The organism is Actinomadura rifamycini DSM 43936 (genome assembly GCF_000425065.1).
Lineage (GTDB): Bacteria > Actinomycetota > Actinomycetes > Streptosporangiales > Streptosporangiaceae > Spirillospora > Spirillospora rifamycini.
Genome location: NZ_AULB01000011.1, coordinates 194524 through 209477, shown reverse-complemented (window position 1 = coordinate 209477; position 14954 = coordinate 194524). Strand labels below are relative to the sequence as shown.

At 75.1% G+C, this 14954-nt stretch carries 14 protein-coding genes and 2 pseudogenes; 6 read left to right on the top strand and 10 right to left on the bottom strand.

Annotated elements, in window-relative coordinates; translation table 11 throughout:
- The first annotated feature begins 228 nt into the window (after window positions 1-228).
- Window positions 229-1764, top strand: a complete 1536-nt coding sequence (locus H505_RS52330) for a protein kinase domain-containing protein (protein ID WP_051300537.1) — start codon at window positions 229-231, stop codon at window positions 1762-1764.
- On the opposite strand, the gene H505_RS0111295 is transcribed toward H505_RS52330, so the two are convergent.
- Window positions 1749-2603, bottom strand: a complete 855-nt coding sequence (locus tag H505_RS0111295) for an NAD(P)H-binding protein (protein WP_026402073.1) — start codon at window positions 2601-2603, stop codon at window positions 1749-1751. The two genes, H505_RS52330 and H505_RS0111295, sit on opposite strands and share 16 nt — an antisense overlap.
- Window positions 2604-2676: 73 nt before the next feature.
- Here H505_RS0111295 and H505_RS0111290 point away from each other — a divergent pair, with 73 nt between their 5' ends.
- Window positions 2677-3624 (top strand): AraC family transcriptional regulator, encoded by a 948-nt coding sequence (locus tag H505_RS0111290; protein WP_026402072.1) that lies wholly within the window; start codon window positions 2677-2679, stop codon window positions 3622-3624.
- 25 nt (window positions 3625-3649) lie between these two features.
- Here H505_RS0111290 and H505_RS0111285 read toward each other — a convergent pair whose 3' ends face one another.
- The gene (locus tag H505_RS0111285) at window positions 3650-4558 is read right to left on the bottom strand and encodes an SDR family oxidoreductase (RefSeq protein ID WP_026402071.1); all 909 of its coding nucleotides are present in this window, start codon (window positions 4556-4558) and stop codon (window positions 3650-3652) included.
- Entirely contained in the window at window positions 4555-5328 is a 774-nt protein-coding gene (locus H505_RS0111280; protein WP_026402070.1) for an SDR family oxidoreductase, read from the bottom strand. The genes H505_RS0111285 and H505_RS0111280 overlap by 4 nt, the downstream gene beginning before the upstream one ends.
- An 80-nt stretch (window positions 5329-5408) precedes the next feature.
- Between H505_RS0111280 and H505_RS0111275 the strand changes: the two genes are divergently transcribed.
- Genes H505_RS0111275 through H505_RS0111260 form a run of 4 tightly spaced genes read left to right on the top strand, consistent with a single transcriptional unit; the run spans window position 5409 to window position 8843 of the window.
- A complete protein-coding gene (locus H505_RS0111275) occupies window positions 5409-6155 on the top strand; it encodes an enoyl-CoA hydratase family protein (protein WP_026402069.1) in 747 nt (248 codons plus the stop codon).
- Window positions 6152-7009 (top strand): CoA transferase subunit A, encoded by an 858-nt coding sequence (locus H505_RS0111270; protein ID WP_026402068.1) that lies wholly within the window; start codon window positions 6152-6154, stop codon window positions 7007-7009. The genes H505_RS0111275 and H505_RS0111270 overlap by 4 nt, the downstream gene beginning before the upstream one ends.
- Window positions 7009-7776 carry a CoA-transferase subunit beta gene (locus tag H505_RS0111265; RefSeq protein ID WP_034517543.1) on the top strand — a complete coding sequence of 256 codons (768 nt, stop codon included), beginning with the start codon at window positions 7009-7011 and terminating at the stop codon, window positions 7774-7776. The genes H505_RS0111270 and H505_RS0111265 overlap by 1 nt, the downstream gene beginning before the upstream one ends.
- Window positions 7773-8843, top strand: coding sequence for an NAD(P)H-dependent flavin oxidoreductase (locus H505_RS0111260; RefSeq protein WP_026402066.1), 1071 nt, complete (start codon window positions 7773-7775; stop codon window positions 8841-8843). Before H505_RS0111265 ends, H505_RS0111260 begins: the two co-directional genes overlap by 4 nt.
- On the opposite strand, the gene H505_RS0111255 is transcribed toward H505_RS0111260, so the two are convergent.
- The 7 genes and pseudogenes from H505_RS0111255 to H505_RS0111230 all read right to left on the bottom strand — a co-directional run bounded on the left by H505_RS0111255 (window position 8840) and on the right by H505_RS0111230 (window position 14932).
- Window positions 8840-9463 (bottom strand): TetR/AcrR family transcriptional regulator C-terminal domain-containing protein, encoded by a 624-nt coding sequence (locus H505_RS0111255; RefSeq protein ID WP_026402065.1) that lies wholly within the window; start codon window positions 9461-9463, stop codon window positions 8840-8842. The two genes, H505_RS0111260 and H505_RS0111255, sit on opposite strands and share 4 nt — an antisense overlap.
- 71 nt (window positions 9464-9534) lie before the next feature.
- Entirely contained in the window at window positions 9535-10542 is a 1008-nt protein-coding gene (locus H505_RS0111250; RefSeq protein ID WP_026402064.1) for an aldo/keto reductase, read from the bottom strand.
- A gap of 33 nt (window positions 10543-10575) precedes the next feature.
- Window positions 10576-11346: a glucose 1-dehydrogenase gene (locus H505_RS0111245; RefSeq protein WP_026402063.1), complete on the bottom strand. Its 771-nt coding sequence runs from the start codon at window positions 11344-11346 to the stop codon at window positions 10576-10578.
- Between the two features lie 80 nt (window positions 11347-11426).
- Complete coding sequence (locus H505_RS0111240) at window positions 11427-12281, bottom strand: helix-turn-helix transcriptional regulator (RefSeq protein ID WP_026402062.1); 855 nt, start codon at window positions 12279-12281, stop codon at window positions 11427-11429.
- A gap of 4 nt (window positions 12282-12285) precedes the next feature.
- A pseudogene (locus H505_RS52695) lies at window positions 12286-12584 on the bottom strand (hypothetical protein); the annotation flags it as partial.
- Window positions 12585-12651: 67 nt separating this feature from the next.
- A pseudogene (locus H505_RS41230) lies at window positions 12652-13749 on the bottom strand (CaiB/BaiF CoA transferase family protein); the annotation flags it as partial.
- Between the two features lie 4 nt (window positions 13750-13753).
- A complete protein-coding gene (locus tag H505_RS0111230) occupies window positions 13754-14932 on the bottom strand; it encodes an acyl-CoA dehydrogenase family protein (protein WP_026402061.1) in 1179 nt (392 codons plus the stop codon).
- Between the last annotated feature and the right edge of the window lie 22 nt (window positions 14933-14954).

Here is a 14954-nt window from a genome sequence, read left to right as displayed (position 1 = left end):
GGATAGGCCGCGGGCGTCGCGCCCCTGCCTCGGCCAGGTCTCATCGGGCGCCGCCCTCGGAACCTATGCACGGTAGCCGGACGGCTCCCGGCGGAGCGATCCATTTTTCCCGCGGCGCCCGAACCACAACGCGTCCACGGGCGCCGCCATTCCCTCCACGGCGGGGCGTACTTAAATCATCACGCAACGTAGTGCGCGGAAGCCTCCGATGAGTCACCATGGGTAGACGTGAGCACACCCAGCGCCGCCGGCCGCTACCGGATCGACCGCCTCCTCGGGACGGGCGGGTTCGCGTCCGTGTGGCTCGGCCACGACCCGGACCTCGACGCCCCCGTCGCGATCAAGATTCTCGGCGAGCACTGGACGCTCCACGCCGACGTGCGGGAGCGGTTCGTCCAGGAGGCCCGGCTGCTGCGCCGCGCCGACTCGCACCGGCTCGTGCAGGTCTTCGACATCGGCGAGCTGCCCGGCGGGCGCCCGTACTTCGTGATGACCTACGCCGACCGCGGCACGCTGGAGGAGCGGCTCGCCGCCGACCCGTCCGGCGGCCCGTCCGCCGGGCCGGACGCCGGGCCGGGCGCGCTCGCGGACGCCCTGGCCCTCGCCCGCGAGATCGCGCGCGGCGCGCAGGACCTGCACGACCTCGGGATCGTCCACCGGGACCTCAAGCCGTCGAACGTGCTGCTGCGCACGGCGCCGGGCGGCGGCGAACGCGTCATGATCGCCGACCTGGGCATCGCGCGGACCGGCGACCACCTGTCCAGCCTGACGCTGCCCGCCGGGTCGCCCGGCTACATGGCGCCCGAGCAGACCCAGGTCGACGGGGCGCCCGACCACCGCGCCGACGTCTACGGGCTCGGCGCCCTCGCCTACCACCTGCTCACCGGGGAGCCGCCCGGCGCCCCGGTCCGCCCGCCGGGCGAGGTCCGCCCGGGGATCCCGCCGGAGGTGGACGCGGCGGTGCTGCGGGCGCTCGAACCCGACCGGGAGCGGCGCTGGCCGACGGCGGCCGCGTTCGGGGCCGCGCTGGAGGGCCTGGAGATCCCCGAGGGGGGCGAGGTGTCCGAGGGCGCCGAGGTTCCCGAGGGGGCGGCCGGGCCGCTCCCCGCCGCCTCCCCGGCGTCCGGCCGGGACGCGCCGCGGACCGTCCCGGGCGCGGGCTCCCCGCGCCGCCGGCGCCGGGCCGTCCTCGCCGCGGCGGGCGCGCTGGCCTGCGCCGTCGCGGCGGGCGCCGCGTTCTGGGTGGTCGGCGAGGCGGGCGGCGGCGCGGCGGCGACCGGCGCGGCCGGCGCCGCCGGCGCGCGCTGGTTCCGGCCCGGCTCCGACGTGCCGGAGGAGTACCGCGGCCTCATCGTCGAGGCCGGGGAATGGTGCGAGATGCCCGGGCTGAGCCCGGCGCTGATCGCCGCGATGCTCAAGGCGGAGAGCGGCTTCGACCCGCACCTGGCGGACCCGGCGAAGGACGAGTACGGGATCGCCCGCTGGACGCCGCGCGTCCTCGTGCACTGGCAGCCCGGCGGCCTCGACAACCCCGAACCCCGCCCGGCGGAGATCACGCCGGAGCTGTCGATCCCGGCGATGGGCCGCTTCCTGTGCTACTGGGGCAAGGACCTCGAAGGCGTCCCGGGCGATCCCGCGCTGAACCTCGCCGCCACGTACCGCACGTCGTCCGAGACGGTGGTCAAGGCGGGCGGCGTCCCGGAGGAGCAGCGGGCCTACGCGGAGCGGGTCCGCCGCTACCTGGCGGACTACCGGCCGCGCTGATCGGCGGGCGCCGCCGCCCAGGCGCCGGCGGCGGCCGCCTCCTTCACGTACTCGGCGAACGGGCGGGGGTCCCGGCCGAGCGCGCGGCGGACGCCGTCGCCCACCCGGTCCCCGTCGCCGTCGCGGAGGGTCGTCAGCAGGCCCGCCAGCATCTCCGCGAACGCGGCCGGCACCCCCAGCGACTCCAGCATCGCGGTGAACTCCGGCACCTCCACCGGCGTGTACCGGATCTCGCGCCCCGACGCCTCCGCGATCATCCGCACGGCGGCGCCGAACGTCAGCGGCTCCGGCCCCGACAGCTCGTACACCTCCCCCGCGTGGCCGGCGCCGGTGAGCGCGGCGACGGCGACGTCGGCGATGTCCCCGGCGTCCACGAACGCCTCGCGCCCCTCGCCGGTGGGCAGCGCGAGCGCGCCCGCCAGCAGGGGTTCGCGGAAGAAGTCCTCGCTGAAGTTCTGCGCGAACCACGCCGGGCGCAGGATCGTCCACTCCGCGCCCGACGCGCGGACGGCGCGTTCGGCGGGCTCCTGGGCGGGCTGCGGCCCGCCGCCGGCGCCGCGCGCCGCGAGCAGCACGAGCCGCCGGACGCCCGCCGCGACGGCGGCGTCCGCGAACTCGGCGACGGCGTCCTGGTCGACGCTCTCGTTCATCGGGACGAGGTAGACGGCGCGGGCGCCGTCCAACGCGGGGCCCCAGGTGTCCCGGTCGGCCCACTCGAAGATCGTCCCGGTCGAGCGGGACGCGGCGCGGACGGGGACGCCGAGGGCGGTGAGGCGGGCGGTGACGCGGCGGCCGGTCTTGCCTCGGGCGCCGAGTACGAGAATCGGTGATTCGGTCATGCGCCCAGCACACCAGCGGGCGCCGAGACGTTCCATGGCCGTGCGTCTCGAAGGCATGTGAGATCGTCTCGGCATGGACCTTCTGGACGACCTGCTGGCCGGGGTGCGGGCCCGCGGGGCCGTGTACTGCCGCTCCGTGGCGCAACCTCCGTGGGCGGTGCGCTTCGCGGCGCCCGCGCCGCTGTCGCTCGCCACGATGCTCCGGGGCACCGGCTGGATCTCCCGCGACGGCGGGGAGCCGGTGCGGGCCGGGCGGGGGGACATCGTGCTGCTGCGGGGCGGCGCCCCGATCGTCGCCGGGGACCGGCCGGGCGCCGAACCGGAGATCGTGGTGCTGGACGCCGACCGCTGCTACGCGGTCGACGGCGGCCCCGCGACCGCCGGGCACAACTTCCGGCTCGGGCCGCGCACGTTCGGGCTCGTGCCGGACGGCTCGGACCTGTTCGTCACCGCCGAGTACCCGATGCGCGGCGACGTGTCCGAGCGGCTGCTGGAGGCGCTGCCCCCGCTGGCGGTCGTCCCGGCGCGGCCGGACTTCGCGCCGCTGCTGGACCTGCTGGCGGTCGAGGTCGCGCGGGAGGAGCCGGGCCAGCAGATCATCCTGGACCGGCTGCTGGACATGCTGCTGGTGCGGGCGCTGCGGGCGTGGTTCGCGCGGCCGGACGCCGAGCCGCCCGCCGGGTACCGGGCGCTCGGCGACCCGCACGTCGGGCGCGCGCTGCGGCTGCTGCACGAGAGCCCCGCGCGGCCGTGGACGGTGGCGGAGCTTGCGGCCGAGGCGGGGCAGTCGCGGGCGGTGTTCGCGCGGCGGTTCGCCGAGCTGGTCGGCCGCCCACCGCTGGCCTACCTCACCGAGTGGCGGATGACGCTGGCCGCCGACCTGCTGCGCGAGCCCGGCGCGACGGTGGCGTCGGTGGCGCGGCGCGTCGGGTACGCCGACGGGTTCGCGTTCAGCAACGCGTTCAAGCGGGTTCGCGGCGCCGCGCCGAGCAGCGTGCTGCGCGACGCCGCGAACGCCTGACCCGGGGCCGGCGGGCGGTCCGGGGTCAGGACGCGCCGTAGACCGGCTCGGGGGCGGGGGCCTGCGCGAGCAGGCCGGCGACGACCTCGCCGACCTCGGCCGGGTCCCAGCGGGCGCCCTTGTCGGCCGTCGGGCCGTGCCGGAAGGCGTCCATCACGCAGATCTTGCCGCCCTCGGCCTCGAAGACGCGGCCGGTGACGTCGCGGGACCCGGCCGAGCCGAGCCAGACGACGAGCGGGGACACGTTCTCGGGGGCCATCGCGTCGAACTCGCCCTCGCCGGGCGCGGCCATCGTCTGCGCGAAGACCTCCTCGGTCATCCGGGTGCGGGCGGCGGGCGCGATCGCGTTGACCGTCACCCCGTACCGGCCCAGCTCGGCGGACGCGACGAGGGTGAGGCCGACGATGCCGGCCTTGGCCGCCGAGTAGTTGCCCTGCCCGACGCTGCCGAGCAGACCGGCGCCGGACGAGGTGTTGATCACCCGGGCGTCCACGGGGCGGCCCGCCTTGCTCTCGGCGCGCCAGTGCAGGCCCGCGTGCTTGAGCGGCAGGAAGTGGCCCTTGAGGTGGACGCGCATGACCGCGTCCCACTCGTCCTCGGAGAGGTTGACGAGCATCCGGTCGCGCAGGAACCCGGCGTTGTTGACCAGGACGTCCAGCCGCCCGAACGTCTCGACGGCGGTGCGGACGAGCGCGGCGGCGCCGGCGTCGGTGGCGATGTCGTCGGTGCTGGCGACGGCCTTCCCGCCGAGCGCCTCGATCTCCCGGACGACCTCCTGCGCGGGGCCGCCGGCGGCATCCCCGGTGCCGTCGCGGGCGACGCCGAGGTCGTTGACGACGACGAGGGCGCCCTGCCGGGCGAACTCGAGGGCGTGCGCGCGGCCGAGGCCGCGGCCGGCCCCGGTGACGGCGACGACGCGGTCCTTGCAGATCATCGTGTCTCCTTGTTCACGGTGGCGGCGTCCAGGAAGGCGGGGCGCTCGCCCCCGCCGTGCAGCAGCATCTCGGTGCCGGTGACGTAGGAGGCCAGGTCGGACGCCAGGTAGACGCAGGCCCCGCCGACCTCGTCGGGGGTGCCGAGGCGGCCCATCGGGACGGTGCGGCCGACGGCGGCGATGCCCTCCTCGTCGCCGTAGTGCAGGTGCGCCGTCTCGGTGCGGATCATGCCGAGGATCAGCGTGTTCACCCGGACGTGCGGCGCCCACTCGACGGCCAGGGACCGGGTGAGGCTGTGCAGCCCGGCCTTGGCGGCGCCGTAGGCGGACGTCCCGGGCGACGGCCGGACGCCGCTGACGCTGCCGATGTTGATGACCGAGCCGCCGGTGTCCAGCTCGCGCATCCGCGGGTAGGCGGCCCGGGCCATGAGCAGCGGCGCGGTCAGGTTCAGCTCGATGATCTTCGCGTGGGTGCGCAGCTCCCCGTCGGCGAGGGGCAGGAAGGGGCCGCCGCCCGCGTTGTTGACGAGCACGTCGACGCGGTCGAGCCCGTTCATGAACTCCTCGACGGCCTCCGGCTTGCGCACGTCCAGCGAGACGAACCGCGCCGCGCGTCCGTCCGCCTCGGGCAGCGCGTCGGGGTCGCGGCGGCCGACGGCCACCACGTCGGCGCCCGCCGCCAGGAAGGCGCGGCTGATGCCCGCGCCCACGCCGCGCACGCCTCCGGTGACCACGACGGTCTTCCCGCTCAGGTCCAGCGTCAGTGACATCCCACCACCTCGGGCATCCCGCCTCCTTTTGCACCTCTGCTACGGTCAGTTCTAACAAATGTTTGGTGGAAAGGTAGCGCATGGGAGTCTCCACCACGACCCGGGACGGGGTCGCCGAGATCGTCGTGGACGCCCCGCCGGTCAACGCGCTGACCGTCGCGGGCTGGCACGAACTGGCGGACGCGGTGCTCGCGGCCGGACGGGACCCGCAGGTGGGGGCCGTCGTGCTCCGCGCCGAGGGCCGCGGCTTCAACGCGGGCGTCGACATCAAGGAGATGCAGTCCACGGAGGGGCACACCGCGCTGGTGGGCGCCAACCGGGGCTGCTACGCGGCCTTCGCGGCCGTCTACGACTGCGAGGTCCCGGTGATCGCCGCGGTGCACGGGTTCTGCCTGGGCGGCGGGATCGGGCTCGCCGGCAACGCCGACATCGTGATCGCGTCGGACGACGCCTACTTCGGGCTTCCCGAAGTGGACCGGGGCGCCCTCGGCGCCGCGACGCACCTGGCGCGGCTCGTCCCGCAGCACCTGATGCGCGCGATGGTCTACACGTGCCGCAACGTCACGGCGGACGAGCTGCACCGGCACGGATCGGTGCTGGAGGTCGTCCCGGCGGACGGCCTGCGCGACAAGGCCCTGGAGGTCGCCGCGAACATCGCCGCCAAGGACCGGTACGTCATCCGGCGCGCGAAGGAGTCGCTGAACGGCATCGACCCGGTCGACGTCAAGCGCAGCTACCGCTTCGAGCAGGGCCTCACCTTCGAACTGAACCTCGTCGGCGCGGGCGACGCCCACCGCGACGCCTTCGTGGCCAAGGGAGCGAAATGAGCAAGGTGACCACGGTCGAGGAGATCGTCGGGTCGCTGGAGAGCGGCATGACGCTCGGCATCGGCGGCTGGGGGTCGCGGCGCAAGCCGATGGCGCTCGTCCGCGCGATCTGCCGGTCGTCCCTGACCGACCTCACCGTCGTGACGTACGGCGGCCCGGACGTCGGGCTGCTGTGCGCCGCCGGGAAGGTGCGGCGCCTCGTCACCGCGTTCGTGACGATGGACTCCGTCCCGCTCGAGCCGCACTTCCGGCACGCGCGCCAGACCGGCGCGATCGAGCTGACCGAGTACGACGAGGGCATGTTCATGTTCGGGCTGTACGCGGCGGCGCACCGCCTGCCGTTCCTGCCCACCCCGGTCGGCCTCGGCTCGGACGTCATGAAGGTCAACCCGGAGCTGCGGACCGTCCGGTCGCCCTACGAGGACGGCACCGAGCTCGTCGCCGTCCCGGCCCTGCGGATGGACGCGGCGCTCGTCCACCTGAACCGCGCCGACGCCCGCGGCAACGCCCAGTACCTCGGCCCCGACCCCTACATGGACGACCTGTTCGCCAAGGCCGCGGACCGGACGTACGTGTCGTGCGAGCGGCTCGTCGACACCGCGGACTTCGCCAAGGAGGGCCCGCCGCAGTCGCTGCTGATCAGCCGGTCGCAGGTGGCGGGGGTGGTGGAGACGCCGAACGGGGCGCACTTCACCGACTGCGCGCCCGACCACGGGCGGGACGAGGCGTTCCAGAAGCTGTACGCGAAGGCGGCGGCCGATCCGGAGCAGTGGGCCGCGTTCCGCGACCGCTTCCTGTCCGGTGACGAGGCCGCGTACCAGGACGCCGTCCGGGCCTGGCGGGAGGAGAAGTGATGGCGACCAACGAGACGGCCGCGACGACGGACGCGGCGACGGACGCGACGCGGGCGGAGGTCTGCGCGGTCGCGTGCGCGGAGCTGTTCCGCGGCGACGGGGAGATCGTGGCGGCGGCGGTCGCCGGGTTCGTGCCGATGCTGGGCTCCCGGCTGGCGCGGTCGACGTTCGAACCGGACCTGCTGACGACCGACGGCGGACCGTCGCTGAGCGCGGACCCGCTCCCGCTGGGCGCGCCCGCGGACGTCGTCGAGGGCTGGCTGCCGTTCCGCGACCACCTGTGGCTGGTGCTGAACGGGCGGCGCCACGTGGTCATGGGCCCGAGCCAGATCGACCGGTACGGCAACACCAACATCTCGTGCATCGGCGACTGGGAGCGCCCCTCCCGGCAGCTCCTCGGCGTCCGCGGCGGGCCGGGCAACACGCTGCTCAACACGACGAGCTACTGGGTGCCCAAGCACTCGACGCGCGTGTTCACCGAGCGGGTCGACATGGTCAGCGGCGTCGGCTGGGACCGCGGCGCGCACGAGATCCGCGCGGTCGTGACGAACCTGGCCGTGCTCGACTTCGACACCCCCGACCGCCGCATGCGGCTCCGCTCGGTGCACCCGGGGGTGGCCGTCGACGACGTCGTCGCCGCGACCGGGTTCGAGCTGGTCGTGCCGGACGGCGTCCCCGAGACGCGGCTCCCGGACGCCGAGGAGCTGCGCGTCATGCGCGACGTCCTCGACCCGAAGGGGCTGCGCGAGCGCGAGGTCCCGTCGTGACCGGGACCGGGCAGGTGCTCGACACCCCGCTGACCCGGCTCACCGGGGTGCGGCACCCGGTCGTCCAGACCGGCATGGGCTGGGTGGCCGGGCCGCGCCTGGTGACGGCGGTCGCGAACGCGGGCGGCCTCGGGATCCTCGCGTCCGCGACGATGACGCTCGACCAGCTCGCGACGGCGATCGGCGAGGTCAAGGACCGGACGGACGCGCCGTTCGGCGTCAACCTGCGGGCGGACGCGGGCGACGCGGGCGACCGCATCGACCTCCTCATCAAAGAGGGGGTGAAGGTCGCCTCGTTCGCGCTCGCCCCGAAGAAGGAGCTGATCGCCAAGCTCAAGGACGCCGGGCTCGTGGTGATCCCGTCGGTGGGCGCGCGGCGGCACGCGGAGAAGGTCGCCGGCTGGGGCGCGGACGCCGTCCTGGTGCAGGGCGGCGAGGGCGGCGGGCACACCGGCGCCGTCGCGACGACGCTGCTGCTCCCGCAGGTCGTGGACGCCGTCGACATCCCGGTGATCGCGGCGGGCGGGTTCTTCGACGGCCGCGGCCTCGCGGCGGCGCTGTCGTACGGCGCCGCGGGCGTGGCGATGGGCACCCGGTTCCTGCTGACCTCCGACAGCTCGGTGCCCGACGCGGTCAAGCAGGTGTACCTGGAGACCGGCGAGACCGTGGTGACCCGGCAGGTCGACGGGATGCCGCACCGGGTGCTGCGCAGCGAGCTCGTGGACGGCCTGGAGTCGTCCGGCCGGGTCGGCGGGCTGCTGCGGGCGCTGCGCAACGGCGCCCGGTTCAAGAAGCTGTCCGGGATGTCGTGGCGGGAGATGGTCGCCGACGGGAAGGCGATGAAGCACGGCAAGGACCTGTCCTGGTCGCAGGTGCTGATGGCCGCCAACACGCCGATGCTGCTGAAGGCGGCGATGGTGGACGGCCGTCCCGATCTCGGCGTCATGGCGTCCGGGCAGGTCGTGGGCGTGATCGACGACCTGCCGAGCTGCGCGGAGCTGATCGGCGCGATCGTGGCGCAGGCCGCGGAGCGGATCGCCGCCCAGCAGGGCCTCCTGGTGCGCTAGGGGTCGCCGTCCGCGCGGAGACCGCGCAGCACGGCCGCCAGGCCCCGGCGGAACTCCTCGTCGGGGGCGATGGTGCGGGCGTGCCGCGCGGTCTCGGCCATGCGGGGGAACTCGTCCGGCGGCAGCTCCGCCATGGCGGCCGTCCCCTCCCCCGACAGCGGGCCGAGGTGCTCCATCTGCACCGCGCCGATCACGTAGGCGAGCAGGGCGCGCAGCGCGACGGCCCGCGCGCGCCCCTCCAGTCCCGCTTCGGCGAGGATCCCGAGCACGGTCTCCGACCAGCGCAGCACGCCCGCGGAGCGGTGCCGGTGGACGAGCGTCAGCGGAACGGTGCCGGGGTGCGCGCCGACCGCGTCCCGCACCCGCCGCGCCATCTCCTCGACCCGGCCGCGCCACGGGCCGGGAGGCGGCGGCGCGGGGTCGACCGCGCCGAGCACCAGCTCGACGACGAGGCGTTCCAGCTCCTCGCGGTCGCGCACGTACCGGTAGAGCGCCATCGTGCTCATCCCGAGCTCCTTCGCCGCGGCCCGCATCGACAGGGCGGCGAGGCCGTCCCGGTCGATGACGGCGAGGGCCGCGGCGGCGACCCGGTCCGGGGTGAGCGAGCGCGGTCGGGGCATCGCCCGAGCGTACGGCACCCGCTCACCGCGGGCGGGCGCCCGGAACCGCCCCCGCCCGGCCTGCCCGCCGCTCAGTACCGGCCGCCCACCGCGGACGGCAGCGCGTCGAGGTCCGCCAGGTCCGCGGCGGTGAGGTCGAGGCCGGCCGCGCCCGCGTTGTCGCGCAGGTAGCGGGTCTTCTTCGTGCCCGGGATCGGGATCACGTGGTCGCCCTGCGCCAGCGTCCACGCGATCGCGACCTGCGCGGGCGTGGCGCCGTGCCGCGCCGCGACCTCCCGGACGGCGTCGACGATCCGCAGGTTCGCCCGCAGCGCCTCCTCCTGGAAGCGCGGGTTGGCGGCGCGGAAGTCGGTCTCCTCGAAGTCCGCGGCGGTGACCGTCCCGGTCAGGAAGCCGCGGCCGAGCGGGGAGAACGGGACGAACGCGGCGCCGTTGGCGGCGCACCAGCCGACGACGTCGCCGGCGTCGCCCGCGCCCGCGACGCCGTCGCTCGCGCCGCCCGCGGCGCCGCCGGGGACGCCGAGCGCGTCGCGCGTCCACAGCGACAGCTCGGACTGGACCGCCGCGACGGGGTGGATCGCGTGGGCCTCCGCCGCCTGCGCGACCGTCACCTCCGACAGGCCCAGGTGCCGGACCTTGCCCGCGGCGACCAGCTCCGCCATCGCGCCCCAGGTGTCGGCCAGCGGCACCTCCGGGTCGACGCGGTGCAGGTAGTACAGGTCGATGACGTCGGTGCCGAGGCGGCGCAGGCTGTCCTCGGCGGACGACGCGACGTGCTCGGGGGTCCCCCGGCGGACGATCCGCCGGGACGCGAGGTCCTCGACGACCAGCCCGGTCTTGGTGGCCAGCACCGCCTCGTCCCGCCGCCCCGCCAGCGCGCGGCCGACGAGCGTCTCGTTGTGCCCGTCGCCGTACGGCTGGGCGGTGTCGAGGAACGTGACCCCGAGATCGAGCGCCTCGCGGATCAGCGCCGCGGACGCGTCGTCGTCCCGCTCGGACTCGGCGTACGCCCAGCTCATCCCCATGCAGCCCAGCCCGACGGCGCCGACGGGGGTGCCCGCGAACTCGCGCTTCCTCATGTGCTCTCCTCTTCGTGCTCTACGGGACGACCGTCACGCGACGGCCCCGACGAGGCCGCCGTCCACGATCAGGTCCTGGCCGTTGACGTACGCGGCGTCCGCCGACGCGAGGAACGCCACGGCGCCCGCGACCTCCTCGGACGTGCCGATCCGCCCGGACGCCACCTGCGCGCGGGTGCCCTCCACCTCGTCGGCGGGGATGGCGGCGCGGAACATCGGAGTGTCGATGTACCCCGGGCTGACCGCGTTGATCCGGATTCCGCGCGGCCCGAGTTCGGCGGCGAGGGTGCGGACCAGGCTCTGCACCGCGGCCTTCGTCGCCGAGTACAGGGACGCGGTCGGCAGTCCCCGGTGCAGCGTCCAGGACGCGTTGATGACGATCGAGGCGTCGGCCGCCAGCAGCGGCAGCGCCTTCTGGATCGTGAAGTAGACGCCCTTGAAGTTGACGTCCACGGTGCGGTCGAATTCGGCCTCGGTGACGTCCGCGGTCGGGCCGAACGCGCCGACCCCCGCGTTGGCGAACAGCACGTCCAGGCGTCCGTGGCGGTCGCGGACGGCGTCCATCAGCGCGTCCAGGTCGGTGAGGCTCGCGGCGTCGGCGCGGACCGCGAGGACCCGCTCCCCCGCGCCCGGTGCGGCGCCGTCCAGCTCCTTGGCCGCCGCGTCCAGCCTGCCCTGGTCGCGGCCGGTCACGACCACCCGCGCCCCCTCCTCCAGCAGCCGCCGCGCGGCCGCCAGGCCCATGCCGCTCGTCCCGCCCGTGATGAGCGCGACCTTGCCGTCGAAACGTGAGTCGTTCGTCATGCCGACGATGCTGCCGGGGCCCCGGGGAACGCGGCAGAGTCCGCTTATCGTGGGTGTGGCACCACCACCCTCGGCCCGCCTCAGCTCGCGGCGGCCAGGCGCCGCCGGGCCATGAGCCGTTCGAGGCGCTCCTCGGTGCCGGTCCCCGGCCGGGGGTTGTGGAGCACCAGGTCCTGGCCGGGCCGGTCCGCCAGCGGCAGCAGCGTCGACTCGAACACCAGCTCCCCCGCCTCCGGGTGCAGGACGGCCTTGACCGCCTGCGCCCCCGTGCTCACCTCGTGCCGCGCCCACAGCTCGGCGAACTCCGGGCTGACCGTGCCGAGGTCGGCGACGATCCGGGCGAACTCGGGGTCGTCGGGATGGCGGGCGGCGTCGGCGCGGAACCGGCCCACCACGCCCGGGGCCGCCGCCTCCCAGTGCAGGTGCTGCCGCCGGTAGCGCATGCTGGTGAAGAAGGTGACCAGGCAGTTGTGGTCGGTGTCGCCGTACCCGAACACCTCGCGGGCCGCGTCGTTGATCGCGACGAGGTCCCAGTGCCGCCCGCGGATGTACGCCGGGCGCGGCGACCACGCGTCCAGCAGCCGCCGCAGCTCCGGGGTCACCGGGACGGCGGGGCCGGCGGCGGCGCGCGGCGGGTTCAGGCCGGCGAGCAGGTAGAGGTGCTCGCGCTCGGCGCGGTCCAGCCGCAGGGCGCGGGCGACCGCGTCGAGGACGTCCCCGGACACCTTGATGTCGCGGCCCTGCTCCAGCCACGTGTACCAGGACACCCCGACGCCCGCGAGCACCGCGACCTCCTCGCGGCGCAGGCCGGGGGTGCGGCGCCGCCCGCCGGACGGCATCCCGACGTCGGCGGGCGTCACCCGGGCGCGGCGGGTGCGCAGGAAGTCGCGCAGTTCGGCGCGGCGGCGGTCACCGCCGGAGGACGTCTCGGGCATGCAGTCACGATAACCACCCGCTCCCCGAAGCGCAGCGGAGATCAGGGGGGCCGATCAGCCAGTTGTGCCAGATGGCGGCGTTGAGGGCGCAGACGCGCCGGCGCAGCCAGGCCGGGAAGACCGCGGCCTGCGGTGCGGGTTCGTCTTGGCGGACGGGCGGATGAGGACCTGGCCCAGGTCGGCGGCGGCCTCCTCCGCACCGGCCCCGGCGAACCCCTTGTCGCACACGATCGGGCATGGTCCCGGCGCAGGCGGCCGGGCGTGCAGCAGGTGGATCGCCTGCTTTGGTTCTTCGGGATCCTTGGCGGAGCCGGGCGACCGTCCCGGCGTCGCGGCCCAGCTCGGCGAGCACCGCGTCGGTGTGCTCGCCGAGCGCCGGGACCGGGTCCATCCGCGGCTCGGTCCCGGCGAGGGCGATCGGCGGCAGCAGCGCCCGGATCGTCCCCACCGGCGAGCCGACCTCCCGCCACCGGCCGCGCTCGGCGAGCTGCGGGTGGGCGACCAGGCCGTGCCCGTCGTTCAGCGTCGCGTTGGGCACGCCCGCCTCGTCCAGGCGCCGCAGCAGCTCCTCCCGGCCGAGCCGCGCGGTGACGGACGCGACGAGCGCGTCGACCTCCGCGCGGTTGCGGACCCGCGCCATGTTCGTCGCGTAGTCGGGGTCGGACACCAGCTCGGGGCGGCCGAGCACGCCGGTGGCGAGGGCCGCCCAGCCCGCGTCGCTCTGCACGCCGATGACGACGTCGGCGCCGTCGGCCGTCGGGTACGCGTCGTAGGGGGCGATCACCGGGTGGCCCAGCGTCGAGCGCGGCGGCACGGCGCCCGTGTAGAGCGTCGTGTACACCGTCTGGCCCATCCACTCGGCCACCGCGTCGAACATGCTCACCTCGACCGACGCGCCCTCCCCGGTCGTCCCGCGCCGGACGAGCGCCGCGAGCGCGCCCGAGAACGCGTACATGCCCGCGGCGATGTCGGAGACGGGGGTGCCCGCCTTCACCGGCGTCTCCGGGGTGCCGGTGACCGAGATCAGCCCGGCCTCGGCCTGGACGAGCATGTCGTAGGCGCGCTTGTCCCGGTAGGGCCCGCTCGCCCCGTACCCGGACATGTCGACGACGATGAGCCGGGGGTCGCGCTCCCGCAGCCGCGCGGCGCCGAACCCGAGGCGGTCGGCGGCGCCGGGCGCGAGGTTCTGCAGGAACACGTCGGCGCCCGCGATCAGGTCGTCCAGGATCGCGCGGCCCTCGTCGGTCTTGAGGTCGACCGCCACCGACTCCTTCGAGCGGTTCAGCCAGGCGAAGTGGGTGCCGAGCCCGCCGCGCACGCCGGCGTCGTAGGCGCGGGCGAAGTCGCCGCCGTCCACCTTCTCGACCTTGACGACGCGGGCGCCGAGGTCGGCGAGCTGCCGGGACGCGAACGGCGCCGCGACGGCCTGCTCCAGCGCGACGACGGTGATCCCCTCGAGAGGCAGCACCCGCTCAGTCCTCCAGCAGCCGGCGACCGATGATCATCTTCTGGATGTCGGCGGTGCCCTCGCCGATGAGGAGCATGGGCGCCTCCCGGTACAGCCGCTCGATCTCGAACTCCTTCGAGTACGCGTAGCCGCCGTGGATCCGGAAGGACGCCTCCACGACCTCCTTGCAGTACTCGCCCGCGAGGTACTTCGCCATCCCGGCCTCGAGGTCGTTGCGCTCGCCCGAGTCCTTGCGCCGCGCCGCCATCACCACCATCTGGTGGGCGGCCTCGACCTTGGTGGCCATCTCCGCGAGCCGGAACAGGACGGCCTGGTGCTCGGCGATCGGGCGGCCGAACGCCTCGCGGCGCCGCGCGTAGTCGCGGGCCAGCTCGTAGGCGCGCATCGCGACGCCGCAGCCGCGGGCCGCGACGTTCACGCGGCCGACCTCGACGCCGTCCATCATCTGGTAGAAGCCGCGGCCGGGCTCGCCCCCGAGGATCCGGGACGACGGGACCCGGTGCGCGTCGAACACCATCTCGGTGGTGTCGACGCCCTTGTAGCCCATCTTCTCGATCTTGCGCGGGATCGTCAGGCCGGGCGCGACCTCCCCGAACCCGGGCGTCTTGTCGACGAGGAACGTCGTCATGCCGCGGTGCCCCGCGTCCGGGTCGGTCTTGACGAGGGTGGCGACGAGGTTCGCGGACGCGCCGTTGGTGACCCACATCTTCTGGCCGTCGATGACGTGGTGGTCGCCGTCGGGGACGGCGCGGGACCGGATCGCGGAGACGTCGGAGCCGCAGTCGGGCTCGGACATGGAGAAGGCGCCCCGGATCTCGCCGGCGGCCATCTTCGGCAGGTAGTGCGCCCGCTGCTCGGGGGTGCCGTGCCGGTCGATCATCCAGGCCACGATGAAGTGGGTGTTGATGACGCCCGACACGCTCATCCAGCCGCGCGCGAGCTCCTCGACGACGAGGGCGTAGGTCAGCAGGGACTCCCCGAGCCCGCCGTGCTCCTCGGCGATCGTCAGGCCGAACAGCCCGAGGTCGCGCATGCCGTCCACGATCGCCTGCGGGTACTCGTCGGCGTGCTCGAGGGCGGTCGCGACGGGGAGGATCTCCTTGTCGACGAACGCCCGCACGGTCGCGAGGATCTCCCGCTGCTCGTCCGACAGCCCGTGGGTCTGCCGAAGCCGGTCCGCCATCCTCACCTCCACGTCGGCAATT